15 protein-coding genes are annotated in these 15,620 nt (G+C 56.7%); 12 read left to right on the forward strand and 3 right to left on the reverse strand.

All coding sequences use genetic code 11. The features are described from left to right. Nucleotides 1–12: 12 nt before the first annotated feature. The 3 genes from JBE38_RS10650 to JBE38_RS10660 form a co-directional block, all read right to left on the reverse strand. Nucleotides 13–2,448: a TonB-dependent siderophore receptor gene (locus JBE38_RS10650; RefSeq protein ID WP_205344272.1), complete on the reverse strand. Its 2,436-nt coding sequence runs from the start codon at nt 2,446–2,448 to the stop codon at nt 13–15. 91 nt (nt 2,449–2,539) lie between these two features. Beyond that, nucleotides 2,540–3,484, reverse strand: a complete 945-nt coding sequence (locus JBE38_RS10655) for a FecR domain-containing protein (protein ID WP_090367806.1) — start codon at nt 3,482–3,484, stop codon at nt 2,540–2,542. Then, nucleotides 3,484–3,990 carry a sigma-70 family RNA polymerase sigma factor gene (locus tag JBE38_RS10660; RefSeq protein ID WP_205344273.1) on the reverse strand — a complete coding sequence of 169 codons (507 nt, stop codon included), beginning with the start codon at nt 3,988–3,990 and terminating at the stop codon, nt 3,484–3,486. The genes JBE38_RS10655 and JBE38_RS10660 overlap by 1 nt, the downstream gene beginning before the upstream one ends. Before the next feature lie 567 nt (nt 3,991–4,557). Between JBE38_RS10660 and mnmG the strand changes: the two genes are divergently transcribed. The 12 genes from mnmG (at nt 4,558) to atpD (ending at nt 15,578) form a co-directional block, all read left to right on the forward strand. Continuing rightward, nucleotides 4,558–6,450, forward strand: a complete 1,893-nt coding sequence (mnmG, locus tag JBE38_RS10665; RefSeq protein ID WP_060756570.1) for a tRNA uridine-5-carboxymethylaminomethyl(34) synthesis enzyme MnmG — start codon at nt 4,558–4,560, stop codon at nt 6,448–6,450. Beyond that, on the forward strand, nt 6,447–7,091 hold the full coding sequence (gene rsmG, locus JBE38_RS10670; RefSeq protein ID WP_060756571.1) for a 16S rRNA (guanine(527)-N(7))-methyltransferase RsmG: 645 nt from the start codon (nt 6,447–6,449) through the stop codon (nt 7,089–7,091). The genes mnmG and rsmG overlap by 4 nt, the downstream gene beginning before the upstream one ends. 18 nt (nt 7,092–7,109) lie before the next feature. Then, complete coding sequence (locus JBE38_RS10675; RefSeq protein WP_060756572.1) at nt 7,110–7,907, forward strand: ParA family protein; 798 nt, start codon at nt 7,110–7,112, stop codon at nt 7,905–7,907. A 9-nt stretch (nt 7,908–7,916) separates the two neighbouring features. Beyond that, nucleotides 7,917–8,789, forward strand: a complete 873-nt coding sequence (locus tag JBE38_RS10680) for a ParB/RepB/Spo0J family partition protein (RefSeq protein WP_060756573.1) — start codon at nt 7,917–7,919, stop codon at nt 8,787–8,789. A 148-nt stretch (nt 8,790–8,937) separates the two neighbouring features. Beyond that, on the forward strand, nt 8,938–9,345 hold the full coding sequence (locus JBE38_RS10685) for a F0F1 ATP synthase subunit I (protein ID WP_090367811.1): 408 nt from the start codon (nt 8,938–8,940) through the stop codon (nt 9,343–9,345). 16 nt (nt 9,346–9,361) lie between these two features. Then, a complete protein-coding gene (atpB, locus tag JBE38_RS10690; protein ID WP_024078254.1) occupies nt 9,362–10,231 on the forward strand; it encodes a F0F1 ATP synthase subunit A in 870 nt (289 codons plus the stop codon). Between the two features lie 132 nt (nt 10,232–10,363). Beyond that, entirely contained in the window at nt 10,364–10,621 is a 258-nt protein-coding gene (gene atpE / locus JBE38_RS10695; RefSeq protein WP_002555987.1) for a F0F1 ATP synthase subunit C, read from the forward strand. A gap of 56 nt (nt 10,622–10,677) precedes the next feature. Beyond that, nucleotides 10,678–11,148 carry a F0F1 ATP synthase subunit B gene (locus JBE38_RS10700; RefSeq protein WP_060756576.1) on the forward strand — a complete coding sequence of 157 codons (471 nt, stop codon included), beginning with the start codon at nt 10,678–10,680 and terminating at the stop codon, nt 11,146–11,148. A gap of 12 nt (nt 11,149–11,160) precedes the next feature. Then, nucleotides 11,161–11,697, forward strand: coding sequence for a F0F1 ATP synthase subunit delta (locus tag JBE38_RS10705; RefSeq protein WP_090367813.1), 537 nt, complete (start codon nt 11,161–11,163; stop codon nt 11,695–11,697). A gap of 21 nt (nt 11,698–11,718) precedes the next feature. Beyond that, nucleotides 11,719–13,263, forward strand: coding sequence for a F0F1 ATP synthase subunit alpha (gene atpA, locus JBE38_RS10710; RefSeq protein ID WP_060756578.1), 1,545 nt, complete (start codon nt 11,719–11,721; stop codon nt 13,261–13,263). A 50-nt stretch (nt 13,264–13,313) separates the two neighbouring features. Continuing rightward, nucleotides 13,314–14,174, forward strand: coding sequence for a F0F1 ATP synthase subunit gamma (gene atpG, locus JBE38_RS10715; RefSeq protein ID WP_010207685.1), 861 nt, complete (start codon nt 13,314–13,316; stop codon nt 14,172–14,174). A gap of 27 nt (nt 14,175–14,201) precedes the next feature. After that, nucleotides 14,202–15,578 (forward strand): F0F1 ATP synthase subunit beta, encoded by a 1,377-nt coding sequence (gene atpD / locus JBE38_RS10720; protein WP_060756579.1) that lies wholly within the window; start codon nt 14,202–14,204, stop codon nt 15,576–15,578. The last annotated feature ends 42 nt before the right edge of the window (nt 15,579–15,620 follow it).

Raw genomic sequence — 15,620 nt, forward strand, 5'->3', positions numbered from 1 at the left:
TTATCCACACCGTCACCAGTTGTAGGACACCGTACCCAGCAAGGTACGGCTGTCGCCCCAGTAGCAACGCCCTGCATCGTTGCAACCAGACACATATTCCTTGTCGAACAGGTTCTTGGCATTCAGATCCACCGACCAGTTCTTATCGATCTGATAGCCAACGGACGCATCTACCAACGTCACACTTCCCGCGTCCAGTTTCCCGTACAGCGTAGGTGCTGTGTAGGAAAAAGTGCTGTCGAAATAACGCACGCCGCCGCCCAGGGACAGGCCCTTGAGTTGGCCATCGAGGAAGCGATATTTTCCCCACACTGACGCCTGGTTACGTGGGACGCCGGTCATCTGATGACCTTCCACCAGCGATGTTGCCGAATCCTTGGTGATCCGTGCGTCGGTATAAGTGTAAGCCGCCGTCACATTCAGATTGGGCGTGATATTGCTGTTGACCTCTACCTCCACGCCCTTGGCCCGGCTTTCACCCACCTGGCGGTAGCTATTGGTGGTGGCATCCAGGTAAGTGTCGTCCTGTTTGCGCAGGTCATACACCGACAGGGTCATCGCGGTATCCCAGCCGATCGGCTCGTACTTCACACCCGCTTCATATTGGCTGCTGGTGATCGGTTTCATCGGGGAGCCCGCGTTGGAGATCTGCTGCACCGGTACGAACGCGGTGGAATAGCTGACATACGGCGTAAGACCGTTGTCGAACTGATACATCACGCCACCCTGATAGGTGAACTTGCGGTCTTCGGAGCTGGTATTACTGGCCTTGTTCACCTTGTCGCGGAAATCGCTGTCGACCCAGTCCTGTCTGCCACCGAGCAGTAACAGCCAATGGTCGTACTTGCTTTGGAGCTGTGCATAAACCCCTTTCATCCGCTGTTCGAGCAAAGTGTTCTGCACTGCGATTGGGGTGAGCGGATCGCGCAGGTACACCGGGTTGTACACATTGATGGTGCCGGCAAATCCCGCGTCCCAGTCCTGATTGAAGGAGGTGCGGTCGTAGCTGGCACCGAACAGCACGGTATTTTCCAGCCCGCCCACCTGGAATTTGCCTTCGAGCTGGTTATCCAGGGAATAGACCATCGACTTGTTGTAGCGATCGTAGGCGGTCATGTTCAATTGTGTGCCGAAACCACCGTTATTCAAGGCACCAGGCCAGGTCTCATGGCGATTGATGCGTGACTGCATGTAGCGCGAATTCTGACGGAACTGCCAATCGTCATTGAAGCTGTGGCTGAATTCGTAACCGGTACTCCAGGCTTCGCGTTCAAAGGTGTTCCAGTCCGGATCGCCGAGCATGGTGTGCTTGGAGAGCTTGCCGTTGGGATTTTTCAGTAACGTGCCGGCGGCGGGCAGGCCGAGTTCCAGGTTGGTGTGGTCCTTCTGATAGTTAGCCAACAGCGTCAGGGTGTTGTAGTCATCGAAGTTCAGGGTCAGGGACGGCGCCAGGTAGAGGCGATCATCTGGCACGTGGTCGGTCTGGGTGTCGGATTTGCGACCGAGCAACACAACGCGGCCGAGGATATTGTCGCTGCCATTGAGTGGCCCGGAGATATCCACACCCAATTGGCGCCGATTGTTGGAGCCATAGCCCAGTTGCACTTCGCCTTGCGGAGTGGCGGTCGGGTGTTTGCTGACCAGATTGACCAACCCACCGGGCGCGTTTTCGCCGTAGAGCAGTGAAGAAGGCCCGCGGAAAACTTCAACCCGCTCCAGGCCATACGGCTCGCTGGTAGTGTCGTACCGATTGCCCTGTACACGCAGGCCGTCTCGCAGCAAGCCGTAGCCATAATCTGTGGCGTTGAAACCGCGAATGAAGAACAGGTCACCGGCCAAGCTATCGCCGGCCGCAAAGGGCGGCGCGAAGATACCCGGGACGTAGCCCAGCACTTCAGTCAGCGTCTGTGACTTCTGGTCTTTGATGCGCTGGCCCGTGACCACCGAGACGGAACGCGGGGTTTCCGACAGGGGTGTACTGGTCTTGGTGCCGATACGGCTGTTTTGCGCCTTGTAACCCACGTCCCGGGCGATGTCCTGATTGAACCCATTCTGTTGATAAGTGCTCACCGTAGTCGGGGCGAGGGTGAGTTGGCCGGAGGGCGCCGCTTGCAGTACATAGCTTCCCGAACCCTGGGCTGCCGCTTGCAACTGAGAATTCTGCAGCAATAGCGCAAAACCCTGTTCCACCGAATAGTCGCCCTCAAGGCCTGACGTCGTAAGGCCCGCAGTTTGCTGAGGCGAGAAGGACAGAATCACATTCGCCCTCGCGGCAAACTGGCTCAGAGCAGTGTCCAGGGAGCCGGCAGCAATGGCGTAGTGTTGAACCGAACTGGCAGCCATGGCACCACTGGATAGCATGGTGGCTGCAGTGACGGTGGTGAGCAGCAGACCATAGGTTATGCCATGGCAGGAGAGTCGTTGGCGAAGCGTAGTAGGAAGGCGCATTAGCGGATAAGCCCTGAAGGTAGCGTCGTGATTATCCTTAGGGCCGTGCCAGGTCAAAAAAAGATAACCCTCTTGTGGATTATTTTTTTGATCAAGCGACGCGCTTTACCGAAACCCAATAGCGTGTGAAGTATTTCACCTGAATCGGCAAGGTCGCTTGCAGGTTGGACAGCACGGCATCGGTGGAGTCCAGTCGAAAAGTCCCGGAAACCCGCAGTCGTGCCGAGGCCTGATCGCACTGCAGAACGCCGGGTCGATAGCGCGCCAAATCTTCGAGCAGATCGCCAAGCCGGGTATCCAGTACGATGACTTGCCCATCGACCCAGGCAGCCTGGGTTCCCTTATAGGGCTGGTTGGCCTCCACGGCCTGTCGATTGAAGTCCGCGCTTTCCCCGGCTACGAGTAAGCGAGCCTGATCCGGTTTATCCCCAGGCGACAAACTCACGCGGTCTTCCAGGACTCCGACCCGGGTGGAGTCCGGCAACTGGCGTACCGTGAACCGGGTACCTAATGCCTGTACGCGGCCCTGGCGGGTTTCTACATAGAACGGTGTTTGCCCGCCTGACTTGCCAGTATGGATAAGTACTTCACCTTCGCGCAGGCGGATCAAACGCTGGCGCCCATCAAACACCACATCGATGGCTGTGCGGGTATTCAGGTCTATCCGAGTGCCATCGGCCAGTTCGACGCGGCGGTGTTCGCCCACCCGTGTGCGGTAATCGGCCCAGACATTCCCCATCGACGTGTGTTGCTGGACGTTCCAACCCAGATAACCCGTGCCGCCCAGTGCCAGCATCCACTTGAGCACCTGCCGCCTTTGGTGCGTTGTGGATAACGCACGCCGAGTAAAATCCTGCGGCAGGGTGCCAAGGCTGCGTTGCAACTGCTCCATCTGACTCCAGGCGAGCTGGTGGGAGGGATCGTGGTCAAGCCATTGCTGCCAGGCCTGGCGCTCGGCGGCGGTGGGCGGTTGGGATTGAAATTGCACATACCAGATAGCCGCGGCTTCGAAGGTCTTGCGATCGGGGGCGACCATTACAGGCCTGCCATGATCAGAGTGCATTCAGTCAGGGCACGGATCATGTGTTTTTTAACGGTGGTCAGCGACACCTGCAATTGATCGGCAATCTGTTGATAAGTCAGGCCTTCGATCTGTGAAAGCATGAAAATCCGCCGAGCCCGTTCACCCAGCCCCGACAGGGCTTTATCCACAGCCACCAACGTTTCAATGATGATTGCCCGATCCTCCTCGCTGATCGCGGTGGCTTCCTGGCGCTCGGCCATGGTCTGCCGATAGGCCTGTTCAACGGCATGCCGGCGATATCGATCAATCACCAAACCCCTGGCAATGGTCGCCAGATAATCCCTGGGTTCCAGGATTTGCGCGGCGTTCCGGCCGCCCAGAATACGCACGAACGTATCGTGTGCGACGTCGGCTGCATCGCAGGCGTTATGCAATCTAGCCTTGAGCCAACCCTGCAACCAGGAATGGTGCTGCTCATAGATGTGCTGGACTGAAACCGTGTGTGGAGGAAGGGGCATTAGGCACGACAACACAGGTTAATGATAATCGCTATTATTAACTGCGCCGTTGACTTCTCACAATAGCCCGCTATCTGAAGCGTTACTCCCTGCATCGAAGGATCCGGGGGAGCTCTGACGTGCTCGAAACTTGAGCATATCGGTACTTTTCTGTGAGTTAAGCCCTGTGAATAACCGCCCTTGTGCCCGGTTGATAACAAGACCTGAAACCTGAGTAAAACCCCCTCTGTGGATAACAACGCATTTAATCCACAGGCTTAAAGCAGTTATCCAAAGGGCTCATTGGCACATGACCACAACCTTTTGAATCTCTGTACACTCCATAAATAAAGGGATATAGAGCTTTATCCACAGAAAGGTAGCTCAGTAGAAATAAACATAAAAACAAAGATCTTATAAATTTCTTTCTTTTTAATTTCTTTTGCACGTGACTCATCCACAGCTGGTTAAATTTTGTGCAAAGGGTTCTTTAGGAAGGTCTAAGTCCCTATACTTGCCGCCAAAGCTCTAAAACCAGCTCAACCAATCAATTCCTAATTACCTACATAAGCAGGCACGAGGTGCGTGGTGGATTTCCCTTCCCGTTTTGAAGTGATCGTCATCGGCGGCGGTCATGCCGGTACCGAGGCAGCACTGGCGTCAGCACGCATGGGTGTAAAAACCCTGTTGTTGACGCATAACGTGGAAACCCTCGGTGCCATGAGTTGCAACCCCGCCATTGGTGGTATCGGTAAAAGCCATCTGGTCAAAGAAATCGACGCCCTTGGCGGCGTGATGGCTATGGCTACTGATAAAGGCGGCATTCAATTTCGCGTGCTCAACAGCCGCAAAGGCCCGGCCGTGCGTGCTACGCGGGCACAAGCTGACCGCATCCTGTACAAGGCGGCGGTGCGTGAAACCCTGGAAAACCAGCCGAACCTGTGGATATTTCAACAGGCAGCAGATGACCTGATCGTTGAACAGGACCAGGTACGCGGTGTTGTCACTCAAATGGGCCTGCGTTTTTTCGCAGAATCCGTGGTGTTGACCACCGGTACCTTCCTCGGCGGACTTATCCACATCGGAATGCAAAACTATTCCGGTGGTCGTGCGGGTGACCCACCTTCGATCGCCCTGGCAAAACGCTTGCGTGAATTGCCGCTGCGTGTAGGCCGCCTGAAAACCGGAACCCCGCCACGTATCGACGGGCGTTCTGTGGATTTTTCGGTGATGACCGAACAAGCCGGTGATACGCCAATCCCAGTGATGTCGTTCATGGGGTCCAAAGAGCTGCACCCGAAACAGGTCAGTTGCTGGATTACCCACACCAATGCGCGTACCCACGAAATCATTGCCGCAAACCTCGACCGTTCGCCGATGTATTCCGGCGTGATCGAAGGCATCGGCCCGCGTTATTGCCCATCGATTGAAGACAAGATCCACCGCTTTGCCGACAAGGAAAGCCACCAGGTCTTTATCGAACCGGAAGGTTTGACCACTCACGAGCTGTACCCGAACGGGATTTCCACTTCGTTGCCGTTCGACGTGCAAATCCAGATCGTGCAGTCGATTCGTGGCATGGAAAACGCCCACATCGTGCGGCCGGGCTACGCCATCGAGTACGACTACTTCGACCCGCGTGACTTGAAGTACAGCCTGGAAACCAAAGTCATCGGCGGTTTGTTCTTCGCCGGGCAAATCAACGGCACCACCGGCTACGAAGAAGCCGGCGCCCAAGGTTTGCTGGCCGGGACCAACGCAGCACTGCGTGCACAAGGCAAAGACAGCTGGTGCCCGCGTCGCGATGAAGCGTACATCGGCGTATTGGTGGATGACCTGATTACCCTGGGTACTCAGGAGCCCTACCGGATGTTCACTTCCCGGGCGGAATATCGCCTGATCCTGCGCGAAGACAACGCCGACCTGCGCCTGACCGAGAAAGGTCGCGAGCTAGGCTTGGTCGATGACGTGCGTTGGGCGGCATTCTGCAAAAAACGCGAGAGCATCGCGCTGGAAGAGCAGCGTTTGAAAAGCACCTGGGTCCGCCCAGGCACCGAGCAAGGCGACGCGATTGCAGAAAAATTCGGCACGCCGCTGACCCACGAGTACAACTTGCTGAACCTGCTGTCCCGGCCGGAAATCGACTACGCTGGCTTGGTCGAAGTGACCGGACAAGGTGCAGAAGATCCACAAGTGGCCGAGCAGGTCGAAATCAAGACCAAATACGCCGGGTATATTGACCGCCAGCAGGATGAGATCGCCCGCTTGCGCGCCAGTGAAGACACCAAGCTGCCTGTGGATATCGACTACACCGGGATTTCCGGTCTGTCGAAAGAAATTCAAAGCAAGCTGGGGATAACGCGTCCGGAGACCCTGGGCCAGGCTTCACGTATTCCCGGTGTCACTCCGGCAGCGATTTCGCTGTTGATGATTCATTTGAAAAAACGCGGCGCGGGCCGTCAGTTGGAGCAAAGCGCTTGAGTTCGTTGGTCACCGTACAACACGCCGAAGAGTTATCCACAGGTGCACGCCAGTTGGGCGTCGACCTGACCGCCGCCCAGCATGAGTTGCTGCTGGGCTACCTGGCCCTGTTGATCAAATGGAACAAGGCTTACAACCTGACCGCTGTGCGTGATCCCGATGAAATGGTCTCCCGCCACCTGCTCGACAGCTTGAGCGTGATGCCGTTTATCGAAAACGGTCGCTGGCTCGACGTCGGCAGCGGCGGTGGCATGCCCGGTATTCCGCTGGCCATCCTGTTTCCAGAGTCGCAAGTGACGTGCCTGGACAGCAATGGCAAGAAAACCCGCTTCCTGACCCAGGTCAAACTCGAACTCAAATTGGATAACCTGCAAGTTATCCACAGCCGTGTCGAAGCCTTCACACCTGAACAGCCATTCAACGGTATCGTCTCCCGGGCGTTCAGCAGCATGGAGAACTTCAGCAACTGGACCCGCCACCTGGGCGACCGCGATACGCGCTGGCTGGCAATGAAGGGCGTTCATCCAAGCGACGAGCTGTTAGCATTGCCGGCAGACTTCCACCTCGATAGCGAACACGCCTTGGCCGTACCTGGTTGCCAAGGCCAACGCCATCTGCTGATACTGCGCCGCACGGCATGATTGGGAACACAAGCAAGAATGGCTAAGGTATTCGCGATAGCGAACCAGAAAGGTGGCGTGGGCAAAACCACCACCTGCATCAACCTCGCAGCATCCCTGGTCGCTACCAAGCGTCGGGTGCTGTTGATCGATCTTGATCCACAGGGCAACGCCACCATGGGTAGCGGTGTGGATAAACATGGCCTGGAAAACTCGGTCTACGACTTGCTGATCGGCGAGTGCGACCTCACCCAGGCCATGCACTTTTCCGAGCACGGCGGTTATCAACTGCTGCCGGCCAACCGCGATTTGACCGCGGCGGAAGTGGTGCTGCTGGAAATGCAGATGAAAGAAAGCCGTCTGCGCAGCGCACTGGCGCCGATTCGCGAAAACTACGACTACATTTTGATCGACTGCCCGCCGTCGCTGTCGATGTTGACGTTGAACGCGCTGGTGGCCGCCGACGGGGTGATTATCCCCATGCAGTGCGAGTATTACGCACTGGAAGGGTTGAGCGACCTTGTGGATAACATCAAGCGTATCGCCGAGTTGTTGAACCCGAACCTGCAGATCGAAGGTCTGCTGCGGACGATGTTCGACCCACGCCTGAGCCTGATGAACGACGTGTCGGCGCAGCTCAAGGAACATTTCGGCGATCAGTTGTACGACACCGTGATCCCGCGCAACATCCGTCTGGCCGAAGCGCCAAGCTATGGCATGCCCGCGCTGGCGTATGACAAATCCTCACGTGGTGCCATTGCCTACCTGGCATTGGCCGGCGAGATGGTTCGCCGTCAGCGCCGCAACTCACGTACCGCTGCAGCTCAGCCAACTTAAGGAATCCCCATGGCCGTCAAGAAACGAGGTCTCGGACGTGGACTGGATGCACTGTTGAGTGGTCCGACCGTCACATCGCTTGAAGAACAAGCGGTGCAGGCCGATGAGCGCGAGCTGCAACACCTGCCGCTGGACCTGATCCAGCGCGGTAAGTACCAGCCACGTCGGGACATGGACCCCCAGGCGCTGGAGGAACTGGCCAACTCGATCAAGACACAGGGGGTGATGCAGCCCATCGTGGTACGCCCCATTGGTGGTGGCCGTTTTGAAATCATCGCGGGCGAACGTCGCTGGCGTGCCAGCCAGCAGGCCGGCAAGGACACCATCCCGGCGATGGTGCGCGATGTGCCGGATGAAACCGCCATCGCGATGGCGTTGATCGAAAATATCCAGCGTGAAGATCTCAACCCGATCGAAGAAGCGATTGCCTTGCAGCGTTTGCAGCAGGAATTCCAGCTGACCCAGCAACAAGTGGCCGAGGCGGTGGGTAAATCCCGCGTCACCGTTTCCAACTTGCTGCGCCTGATCGCCTTGCCGGAAGTCATCAAGACCATGTTGTCCCATGGCGACCTGGAAATGGGCCACGCTCGTGCTTTGCTCGGATTGCCGGAAAATCAACAGGTTGAAGGGGCGCGACACGTTGTCGCACGCGGCCTCACCGTTCGTCAGACCGAGGCGCTGGTTCGCCAGTGGCTCAGCGGCAAACCTGCACCGGTCGAAGCGGCAAAACCTGATCCGGATATCGCTCGCCTTGAGCAGCGCCTGGCCGAGCGGCTGGGCTCGGCGGTGCAAATTCGCCATGGCAAGAAGGGCAAAGGGCAACTGGTCATCGGATATAACTCCCTCGATGAGCTTCAGGGCGTCCTTGCCCACATCCGCTGAAACATTTGCTTATGTAGCGCGCGATCGGAAAACACTACCCGACAGTTGAATAGGGGCTGAACCGCCCCTATACTCTGCGCGCATTTTGTCGGCACAAATTATGCCAAGTTATTGATTTCCGGCAGCCGACCATTGAGGAGCAAGAGTGATGGAAACCCGCACGCCAAACACGTTGCCGTTCCATCGCTTGGCCGTTTTTCCGGTTTTATTGGCTCAATTTGTCGTTTTGCTGATCGCCGCATTGGCGCTTTGGTACTGGCATGGAGTCGTAGCCGGATATTCAGGACTCTGCGGAGGCCTGATAGCCTTGCTGCCCAATATGTATTTTGCTCACAGGGCCTTTCGGTTTTCCGGCGCCCGAGCAGCCCAGGCTATCGTCCGGTCTTTTTATGCCGGTGAAGCAGGGAAACTGATTTTGACGGCAGTGTTGTTCGCACTGACCTTTGCAGGTGTGAAGCCATTGGCGCCGCTGGCTGTATTCGGCGCCTTCGTGTTGACCCAATTGGTCAGCTGGTTCGCTCCCCTGCTAATGAAAACAAGACTTTCGAAACCTTAGGGCGTTTGAGGCACACATGGCAGAAACAACCGCTTCGGGCTATATCCAGCACCACTTGCAGAACCTGACTTTCGGTCAGCTTCCCAACGGCGGCTGGGGCTTCGCCCATACCGCAGCTGAAGCCAAGGAAATGGGCTTCTGGGCTTTCCACCTGGATACTCTGGGCTGGTCGGTCGCACTGGGTCTGATCTTTGTCCTGATTTTCCGCATGGCGGCGAAGAAGGCGACCTCCGGTCAGCCAGGTGCATTGCAGAACTTCGTTGAAGTACTGGTCGAATTCGTCGATGGCAGCGTGAAAGACAGCTTCCATGGCCGTAGCCCGGTGATTGCACCGCTGGCACTGACCATCTTCGTCTGGGTGTTCCTGATGAACGCCGTCGACCTGGTACCGGTCGACTGGATTCCTCAGCTGGCCATCCTGATCTCCGGCGACCACCACATTCCATTCCGTGCGGTTTCCACCACGGACCCTAACGCCACCCTGGGCATGGCCCTGTCGGTGTTTGCGTTGATCATCTTCTACAGCATCAAGGTCAAGGGCATCGGCGGCTTCATCGGCGAACTCACCCTGCACCCGTTCGGCAGCAAGAACATCTTCGTTCAAGCCCTGCTGATCCCGGTGAACTTCCTGCTGGAATTCGTGACCCTGGTCGCCAAGCCTATCTCCCTGGCCCTGCGACTGTTCGGCAACATGTATGCCGGCGAGCTGGTGTTCATCCTGATCGCTGTGATGTTCGGCAGCGGTCTGCTCTGGCTTAGCGGCCTGGGCGTGGTTCTGCAGTGGGCGTGGGCTGTGTTCCACATCCTGATCATCACCCTGCAGGCCTTCATCTTCATGATGCTGACCATCGTCTACCTGTCGATGGCGCACGAAGAGAACCATTAAGACCAGTCTCGACTAGTCTGATGTCCTTCCCGGTAATACGGGAAGGTGGCCCTAGCGGGCTATGAAACGATTTGTTTTACCGCTTTAAAATCTAAAAACCTAAACCATACGACGTAAAAGTCGGGAGGAAAGATGGAAACTGTAGTTGGTCTAACCGCTATCGCTGTTGCACTGTTGATCGGCCTGGGCGCTCTGGGTACTGCCATTGGTTTCGGCCTGCTGGGCGGCAAATTCCTGGAAGGCGCAGCGCGTCAGCCAGAAATGGTTCCAATGCTGCAAGTTAAAATGTTCATCGTCGCCGGCCTGCTCGACGCCGTGACCATGATCGGCGTTGGTATCGCTCTGTTCTTCACCTTCGCGAACCCCTTCGTTGGTCAACTCGCTGGCTAATCACTCGAATTTTCGAGTGATTAGGGTGATGGACAACGAATGAGCGAGGTGTTGGCGTGAACATTAATGCAACCCTGATTGGCCAATCCGTTGCGTTCTTCATTTTTGTAGTGTTTTGCATGAAGTTCGTGTGGCCTCCGGTCATCGCGGCTTTGCACGAACGTCAGAAGAAGATCGCGGATGGTTTGGACGCTGCCACCCGTGCAGCTCGCGACCTGGAGTTGGCCCAAGAGAAAGCGGGTCATCAACTGCGCGAAGCTAAAGCACAGGCAGCTGAAATCATTGAGCAAGCCAAGAAACGCGGTAACCAGATCGTCGAAGAGGCTGTTGAAAAAGCCCGCGTCGAAGCTGACCGTGTGAAGGCTTCGGCTCATGCCGAGATCGAACAGGAACTGAACGGCGTCAAAGACGCGCTGCGTGCCCAACTGGGTGCCCTGGCGGTCGGCGGTGCTGAGAAGATCCTCGGTGCCACAATCGATCAAAACGCGCACGCGGAGCTGGTTAATAAACTGGCTGCTGAAATTTAAGCGAGGGCGATCATGGCAGAACTGACCACGTTGGCCCGACCTTACGCCAAGGCAGCCTTCGAGCACGCCCAGGCCCACCAGCAGCTGGCCTCTTGGTCAGCCATGCTCGGCCTGGCTGCAGCAGTGTCGCAAGACGGCACCATGCAGCGCGTGCTCAAGGCCCCGCGCCTGACGAGCGCAGACAAGGCCGCCACTTTTATTGAAGTGTGCGGCGACAAGTTTGATGTGAAAGTGCAGAACTTCATCCACGTCGTTGCCGAAAACGACCGTCTCCTGCTTTTGCCGGAGATTGCCGCTCTGTTCGACCTGTACAAGGCCGAAGAAGAGAAGTCGGTAGACGTTGAAGTGACCAGTGCTTTTGCATTGAACCAAGAACAGCAAGACAAACTCGCCAAGGTTCTCAGTGCACGACTCAATCGGGAAGTGCGCCTGCAAGCTTCGGAGGACGCATCACTGATCGGTGGTGTTGTTATCCGTGCCGGCGACCTGGTTATCGATGGCTCGATTCGCGGCAAAATCGCGAAACTTGCCGAAGCATTGAAATCTTGAGTTTGAAGGGGCAGCAGAGCAATGCAGCAACTCAATCCTTCCGAAATAAGTGAAATCATCAAGGGCCGCATCGACAAACTCGATGTGACCTCCCAAGCCCGTAACGAAGGCACTGTCGTCAGCGTATCTGACGGTATCGTGCGGATTCACGGTCTGGCCGACGTCATGTCCGGCGAGATGATCGAGTTTCCGGGCGGCGTCTACGGTATGGCCCTCAACCTGGAGCAGGACTCCGTAGGTGCCGTTATCCTGGGCGCATACCAGTCTCTGGCTGAAGGCATGAGCGCCAAGTGCACAGGCCGCATCCTGGAGGTTCCGGTTGGTAAGGAACTGCTGGGTCGCGTAGTCGACGCACTGGGTAACCCTGTTGACGGCAAAGGTCCACTGGGCAACACCGAGACCGACGCGGTCGAGAAAGTTGCTCCAGGCGTGATCTGGCGTAAGTCGGTAGACCAGCCTGTACAGACTGGCTACAAGGCTGTCGATGCCATGATCCCTGTCGGCCGTGGCCAGCGTGAGCTGATCATCGGCGACCGTCAGATCGGTAAAACCGCTCTGGCCATCGACGCGATCATCAACCAGAAAGACAGCGGCATTTTCTGCGTCTACGTAGCCATTGGTCAGAAGCAATCGACCATCGCCAACGTGGTTCGCAAGCTGGAAGAAAACGGTGCACTGAAAAACACGATCATCGTGGCTGCCAGTGCTTCGGAATCTCCTGCGCTGCAATACCTGGCACCGTACGCCGGTTGCACCATGGGTGAATTCTTCCGCGACCGCGGTGAAGACGCGCTGATCGTTTATGACGATCTGTCCAAGCAAGCAGTGGCTTACCGCCAGATTTCCCTGCTGCTGCGCCGTCCACCAGGCCGTGAAGCTTACCCAGGCGACGTGTTCTATCTCCACTCCCGTCTGCTGGAGCGCGCATCCCGCGTTTCGGAAGAGTACGTAGAGAAGTTCACCAACGGCGCAGTGACCGGCAAAACCGGTTCCCTGACCGCTCTGCCGATCATCGAAACCCAGGCTGGCGACGTTTCCGCGTTCGTTCCGACCAACGTGATTTCCATCACCGACGGTCAGATCTTCCTGGAATCGGCCATGTTCAACTCAGGCATCCGTCCTGCTGTGAACGCCGGTGTTTCGGTATCCCGTGTGGGTGGTGCCGCTCAGACCAAGATCATCAAGAAGCTCTCCGGTGGTATCCGTACCGCTCTGGCTCAGTACCGTGAACTGGCGGCATTCGCCCAGTTCGCTTCTGACCTGGACGAAGCGACCCGTAAGCAACTTGAGCATGGTCAGCGCGTTACCGAGCTGATGAAGCAGAAGCAATACGCCCCTATGTCGATCGCTGACATGGCGTTGTCGCTGTATGCCGCTGAGCGTGGGTTCCTGACTGACGTCGAAATCGCCAAGGTCGGCAGCTTTGAACAAGCGCTGATTGCTTACTTCAACCGCGATCACGCCGACTTGTTGGCCAAGATCAACGTGAAGGGTGACTTCAATGACGAAATCGACGCTGGCCTGAAAGCCGGTATCGAGAAGTTCAAGGCCACCCAAACCTGGTAAGCCGCAGCGGGAGCCGCAAGGCTCCCGCTTGCTAACCTGATAGGTGTTACATGGCAGGCGCAAAAGAGATTCGCAGTAAGATTGCGAGCATCAAAAGCACGCAAAAAATTACCAGCGCCATGGAAAAAGTGGCGGTCAGCAAAATGCGCAAGGCACAAATGCGCATGGCTGCTAGCCGTCCTTATGCGGAGCGTATCCGCCAGGTAATTGGGCATCTGGCCAACGCCAACCCGGAATACCGCCACCCGTTCATGATCGACCGCGAAGTCAAGCGCGTTGGTTATGTGGTTGTGAGCAGTGACCGTGGTTTGTGCGGTGGTTTGAATACCAACCTGTTCAAGGCCCTGGTCAAGGACATGGCGGTAAACCGCGAAAAGGGCGTCGAGATCGATCTGTGTGTTGTTGGTAGCAAGGGTGCGGCCTTTTTCCGTAACTTCGGCGGTAACGTCGTTGCAGCTATCAGCCACCTGGGTGAAGAGCCGTCGATCAATGATTTGATCGGCAGTGTGAAGGTGATGCTGGATGCATACCTGGAAGGCCGGATTGACCGTCTCTCCGTGGTATCCAACAAGTTCATCAACACCATGACCCAGCAGCCAACCGTGGAGCAATTGATTCCACTGGTGGCGACTCCGGATCAGGAACTCAAGCACCACTGGGACTACCTCTACGAACCAGACGCCAAAGAGCTGCTTGACGGCTTGATGGTGCGCTACGTGGAGTCGCAGGTGTACCAGGCGGTGGTCGAGAACAACGCAGCTGAACAAGCGGCGCGGATGATCGCGATGAAAAACGCTACCGATAACGCCGGTGATCTGATCAGCGATTTGCAGCTGATCTACAACAAGGCGCGTCAGGCTGCGATCACCCAAGAGATCTCGGAAATCGTCGGCGGCGCTGCCGCGGTTTAACGGTTCAAATATTCAGAGGATCCAGCTATGAGTAGCGGACGTATCGTTCAAATCATCGGCGCCGTTATCGACGTGGAATTTCCACGCGACAACGTACCGAGCATCTACAACGCGCTGAAAGTACAAGGCGCGGACACTACTCTGGAAGTTCAGCAGCAGCTGGGCGACGGCGTAGTTCGTACCATTGCGATGGGTTCCACCGAAGGCTTGAAGCGCGGTCTGGACGTTGTCGACTCTGGCGCAGCCATCTCCGTACCGGTCGGTAAAGCGACCCTGGGCCGGATCATGGACGTACTGGGCAACCCGATTGACGAAGCTGGCCCGATCGACACCGAAGAGCGCTGGGGCATTCACCGTCCAGCACCTTCGTTCGCCGAGCAAGCTGGCGGCAACGATCTGCTGGAAACCGGCATCAAGGTTATCGACCTGGTTTGCCCGTTCGCCAAAGGCGGTAAAGTCGGTCTGTTCGGTGGTGCCGGTGTAGGCAAGACCGTAAACATGATGGAACTGATCCGTAACATCGCCATCGAGCACAGCGGTTATTCCGTGTTCGCGGGTGTGGGTGAGCGTACTCGTGAGGGTAACGACTTCTACCACGAGATGAAGGACTCCAACGTTCTGGACAAAGTGGCACTGGTTTACGGTCAGATGAACGAGCCGCCGGGAAACCGTCTGCGCGTAGCACTGACTGGCCTGACCATGGCCGAGAAGTTCCGTGACGAAGGTAACGACGTACTGTTGTTCGTCGACAACATCTACCGTTACACCCTGGCCGGTACTGAAGTATCCGCACTGCTGGGCCGTATGCCTTCGGCAGTAGGCTACCAGCCGACCCTGGCTGAAGAGATGGGCGTTCTGCAAGAACGTATCACTTCGACCAAGGAAGGTTCGATCACCTCGATCCAAGCGGTATACGTACCTGCGGATGACTTGACCGACCCGTCGCCTGCGACCACCTTCGCCCACTTGGACGCCACCGTCGTTCTGTCCCGTGACATCGCTTCCCTGGGTATCTACCCAGCGGTCGATCCACTCGACTCGACTTCGCGCCAGCTGGACCCGAACGTGATCGGCCAGGAGCACTACGACACCGCTCGCGGCGTTCAGTACGTGCTGCAGCGTTACAAAGAACTGAAGGACATCATTGCGATCCTGGGTATGGACGAGCTGTCGGAAGCCGACAAGCAGTTGGTAAACCGTGCTCGTAAGATCCAGCGTTTCTTGTCGCAGCCGTTCTTCGTGGCTGAAGTCTTCACCGGTGCTTCGGGTAAATACGTTTCCCTGAAAGACACCATTGCTGGCTTCAAAGGCATCCTCAACGGTGACTACGACCACCTGCCAGAACAAGCGTTCTACATGGTCGGCGGCATCGAAGAAGCGATCGAGAAAGCCAAGAAACTGTAATCCAGGCGCCCGGAAACGGGCGCTCATCAGGTTGAGGCAATC

The organism is Pseudomonas sp. ICBG1301, assembly GCF_016918385.1.
Classification (GTDB): domain Bacteria; phylum Pseudomonadota; class Gammaproteobacteria; order Pseudomonadales; family Pseudomonadaceae; genus Aquipseudomonas; species Aquipseudomonas palleroniana.

Bases quoted from the DNA above. Each gene is read 5' to 3' on its own strand.
- JBE38_RS10655 (WP_090367806.1), bottom strand. From the start codon at position 3,484: ATGGTCGCCCCCGATCGCAAGACCTTCGAAGCCGCGGCTATCTGGTAT.
- JBE38_RS10705 (WP_090367813.1), top strand. From the start codon at position 11,161: ATGGCAGAACTGACCACGTTGGCCCGACCTTACGCCAAGGCAGCCTTC.
- atpA (WP_060756578.1), top strand. From the start codon at position 11,719: ATGCAGCAACTCAATCCTTCCGAAATAAGTGAAATCATCAAGGGCCGC.
- JBE38_RS10675 (WP_060756572.1), top strand. From the start codon at position 7,110: ATGGCTAAGGTATTCGCGATAGCGAACCAGAAAGGTGGCGTGGGCAAA.
- JBE38_RS10660 (WP_205344273.1), bottom strand. From the start codon at position 3,990: ATGCCCCTTCCTCCACACACGGTTTCAGTCCAGCACATCTATGAGCAG.
- JBE38_RS10680 (WP_060756573.1), top strand. From the start codon at position 7,917: ATGGCCGTCAAGAAACGAGGTCTCGGACGTGGACTGGATGCACTGTTG.
- atpG (WP_010207685.1), top strand. From the start codon at position 13,314: ATGGCAGGCGCAAAAGAGATTCGCAGTAAGATTGCGAGCATCAAAAGC.
- atpD (WP_060756579.1), top strand. From the start codon at position 14,202: ATGAGTAGCGGACGTATCGTTCAAATCATCGGCGCCGTTATCGACGTG.
- atpE (WP_002555987.1), top strand. From the start codon at position 10,364: ATGGAAACTGTAGTTGGTCTAACCGCTATCGCTGTTGCACTGTTGATC.
- JBE38_RS10650 (WP_205344272.1), bottom strand. From the start codon at position 2,448: ATGCGCCTTCCTACTACGCTTCGCCAACGACTCTCCTGCCATGGCATA.
- atpB (WP_024078254.1), top strand. From the start codon at position 9,362: ATGGCAGAAACAACCGCTTCGGGCTATATCCAGCACCACTTGCAGAAC.
- JBE38_RS10685 (WP_090367811.1), top strand. From the start codon at position 8,938: ATGGAAACCCGCACGCCAAACACGTTGCCGTTCCATCGCTTGGCCGTT.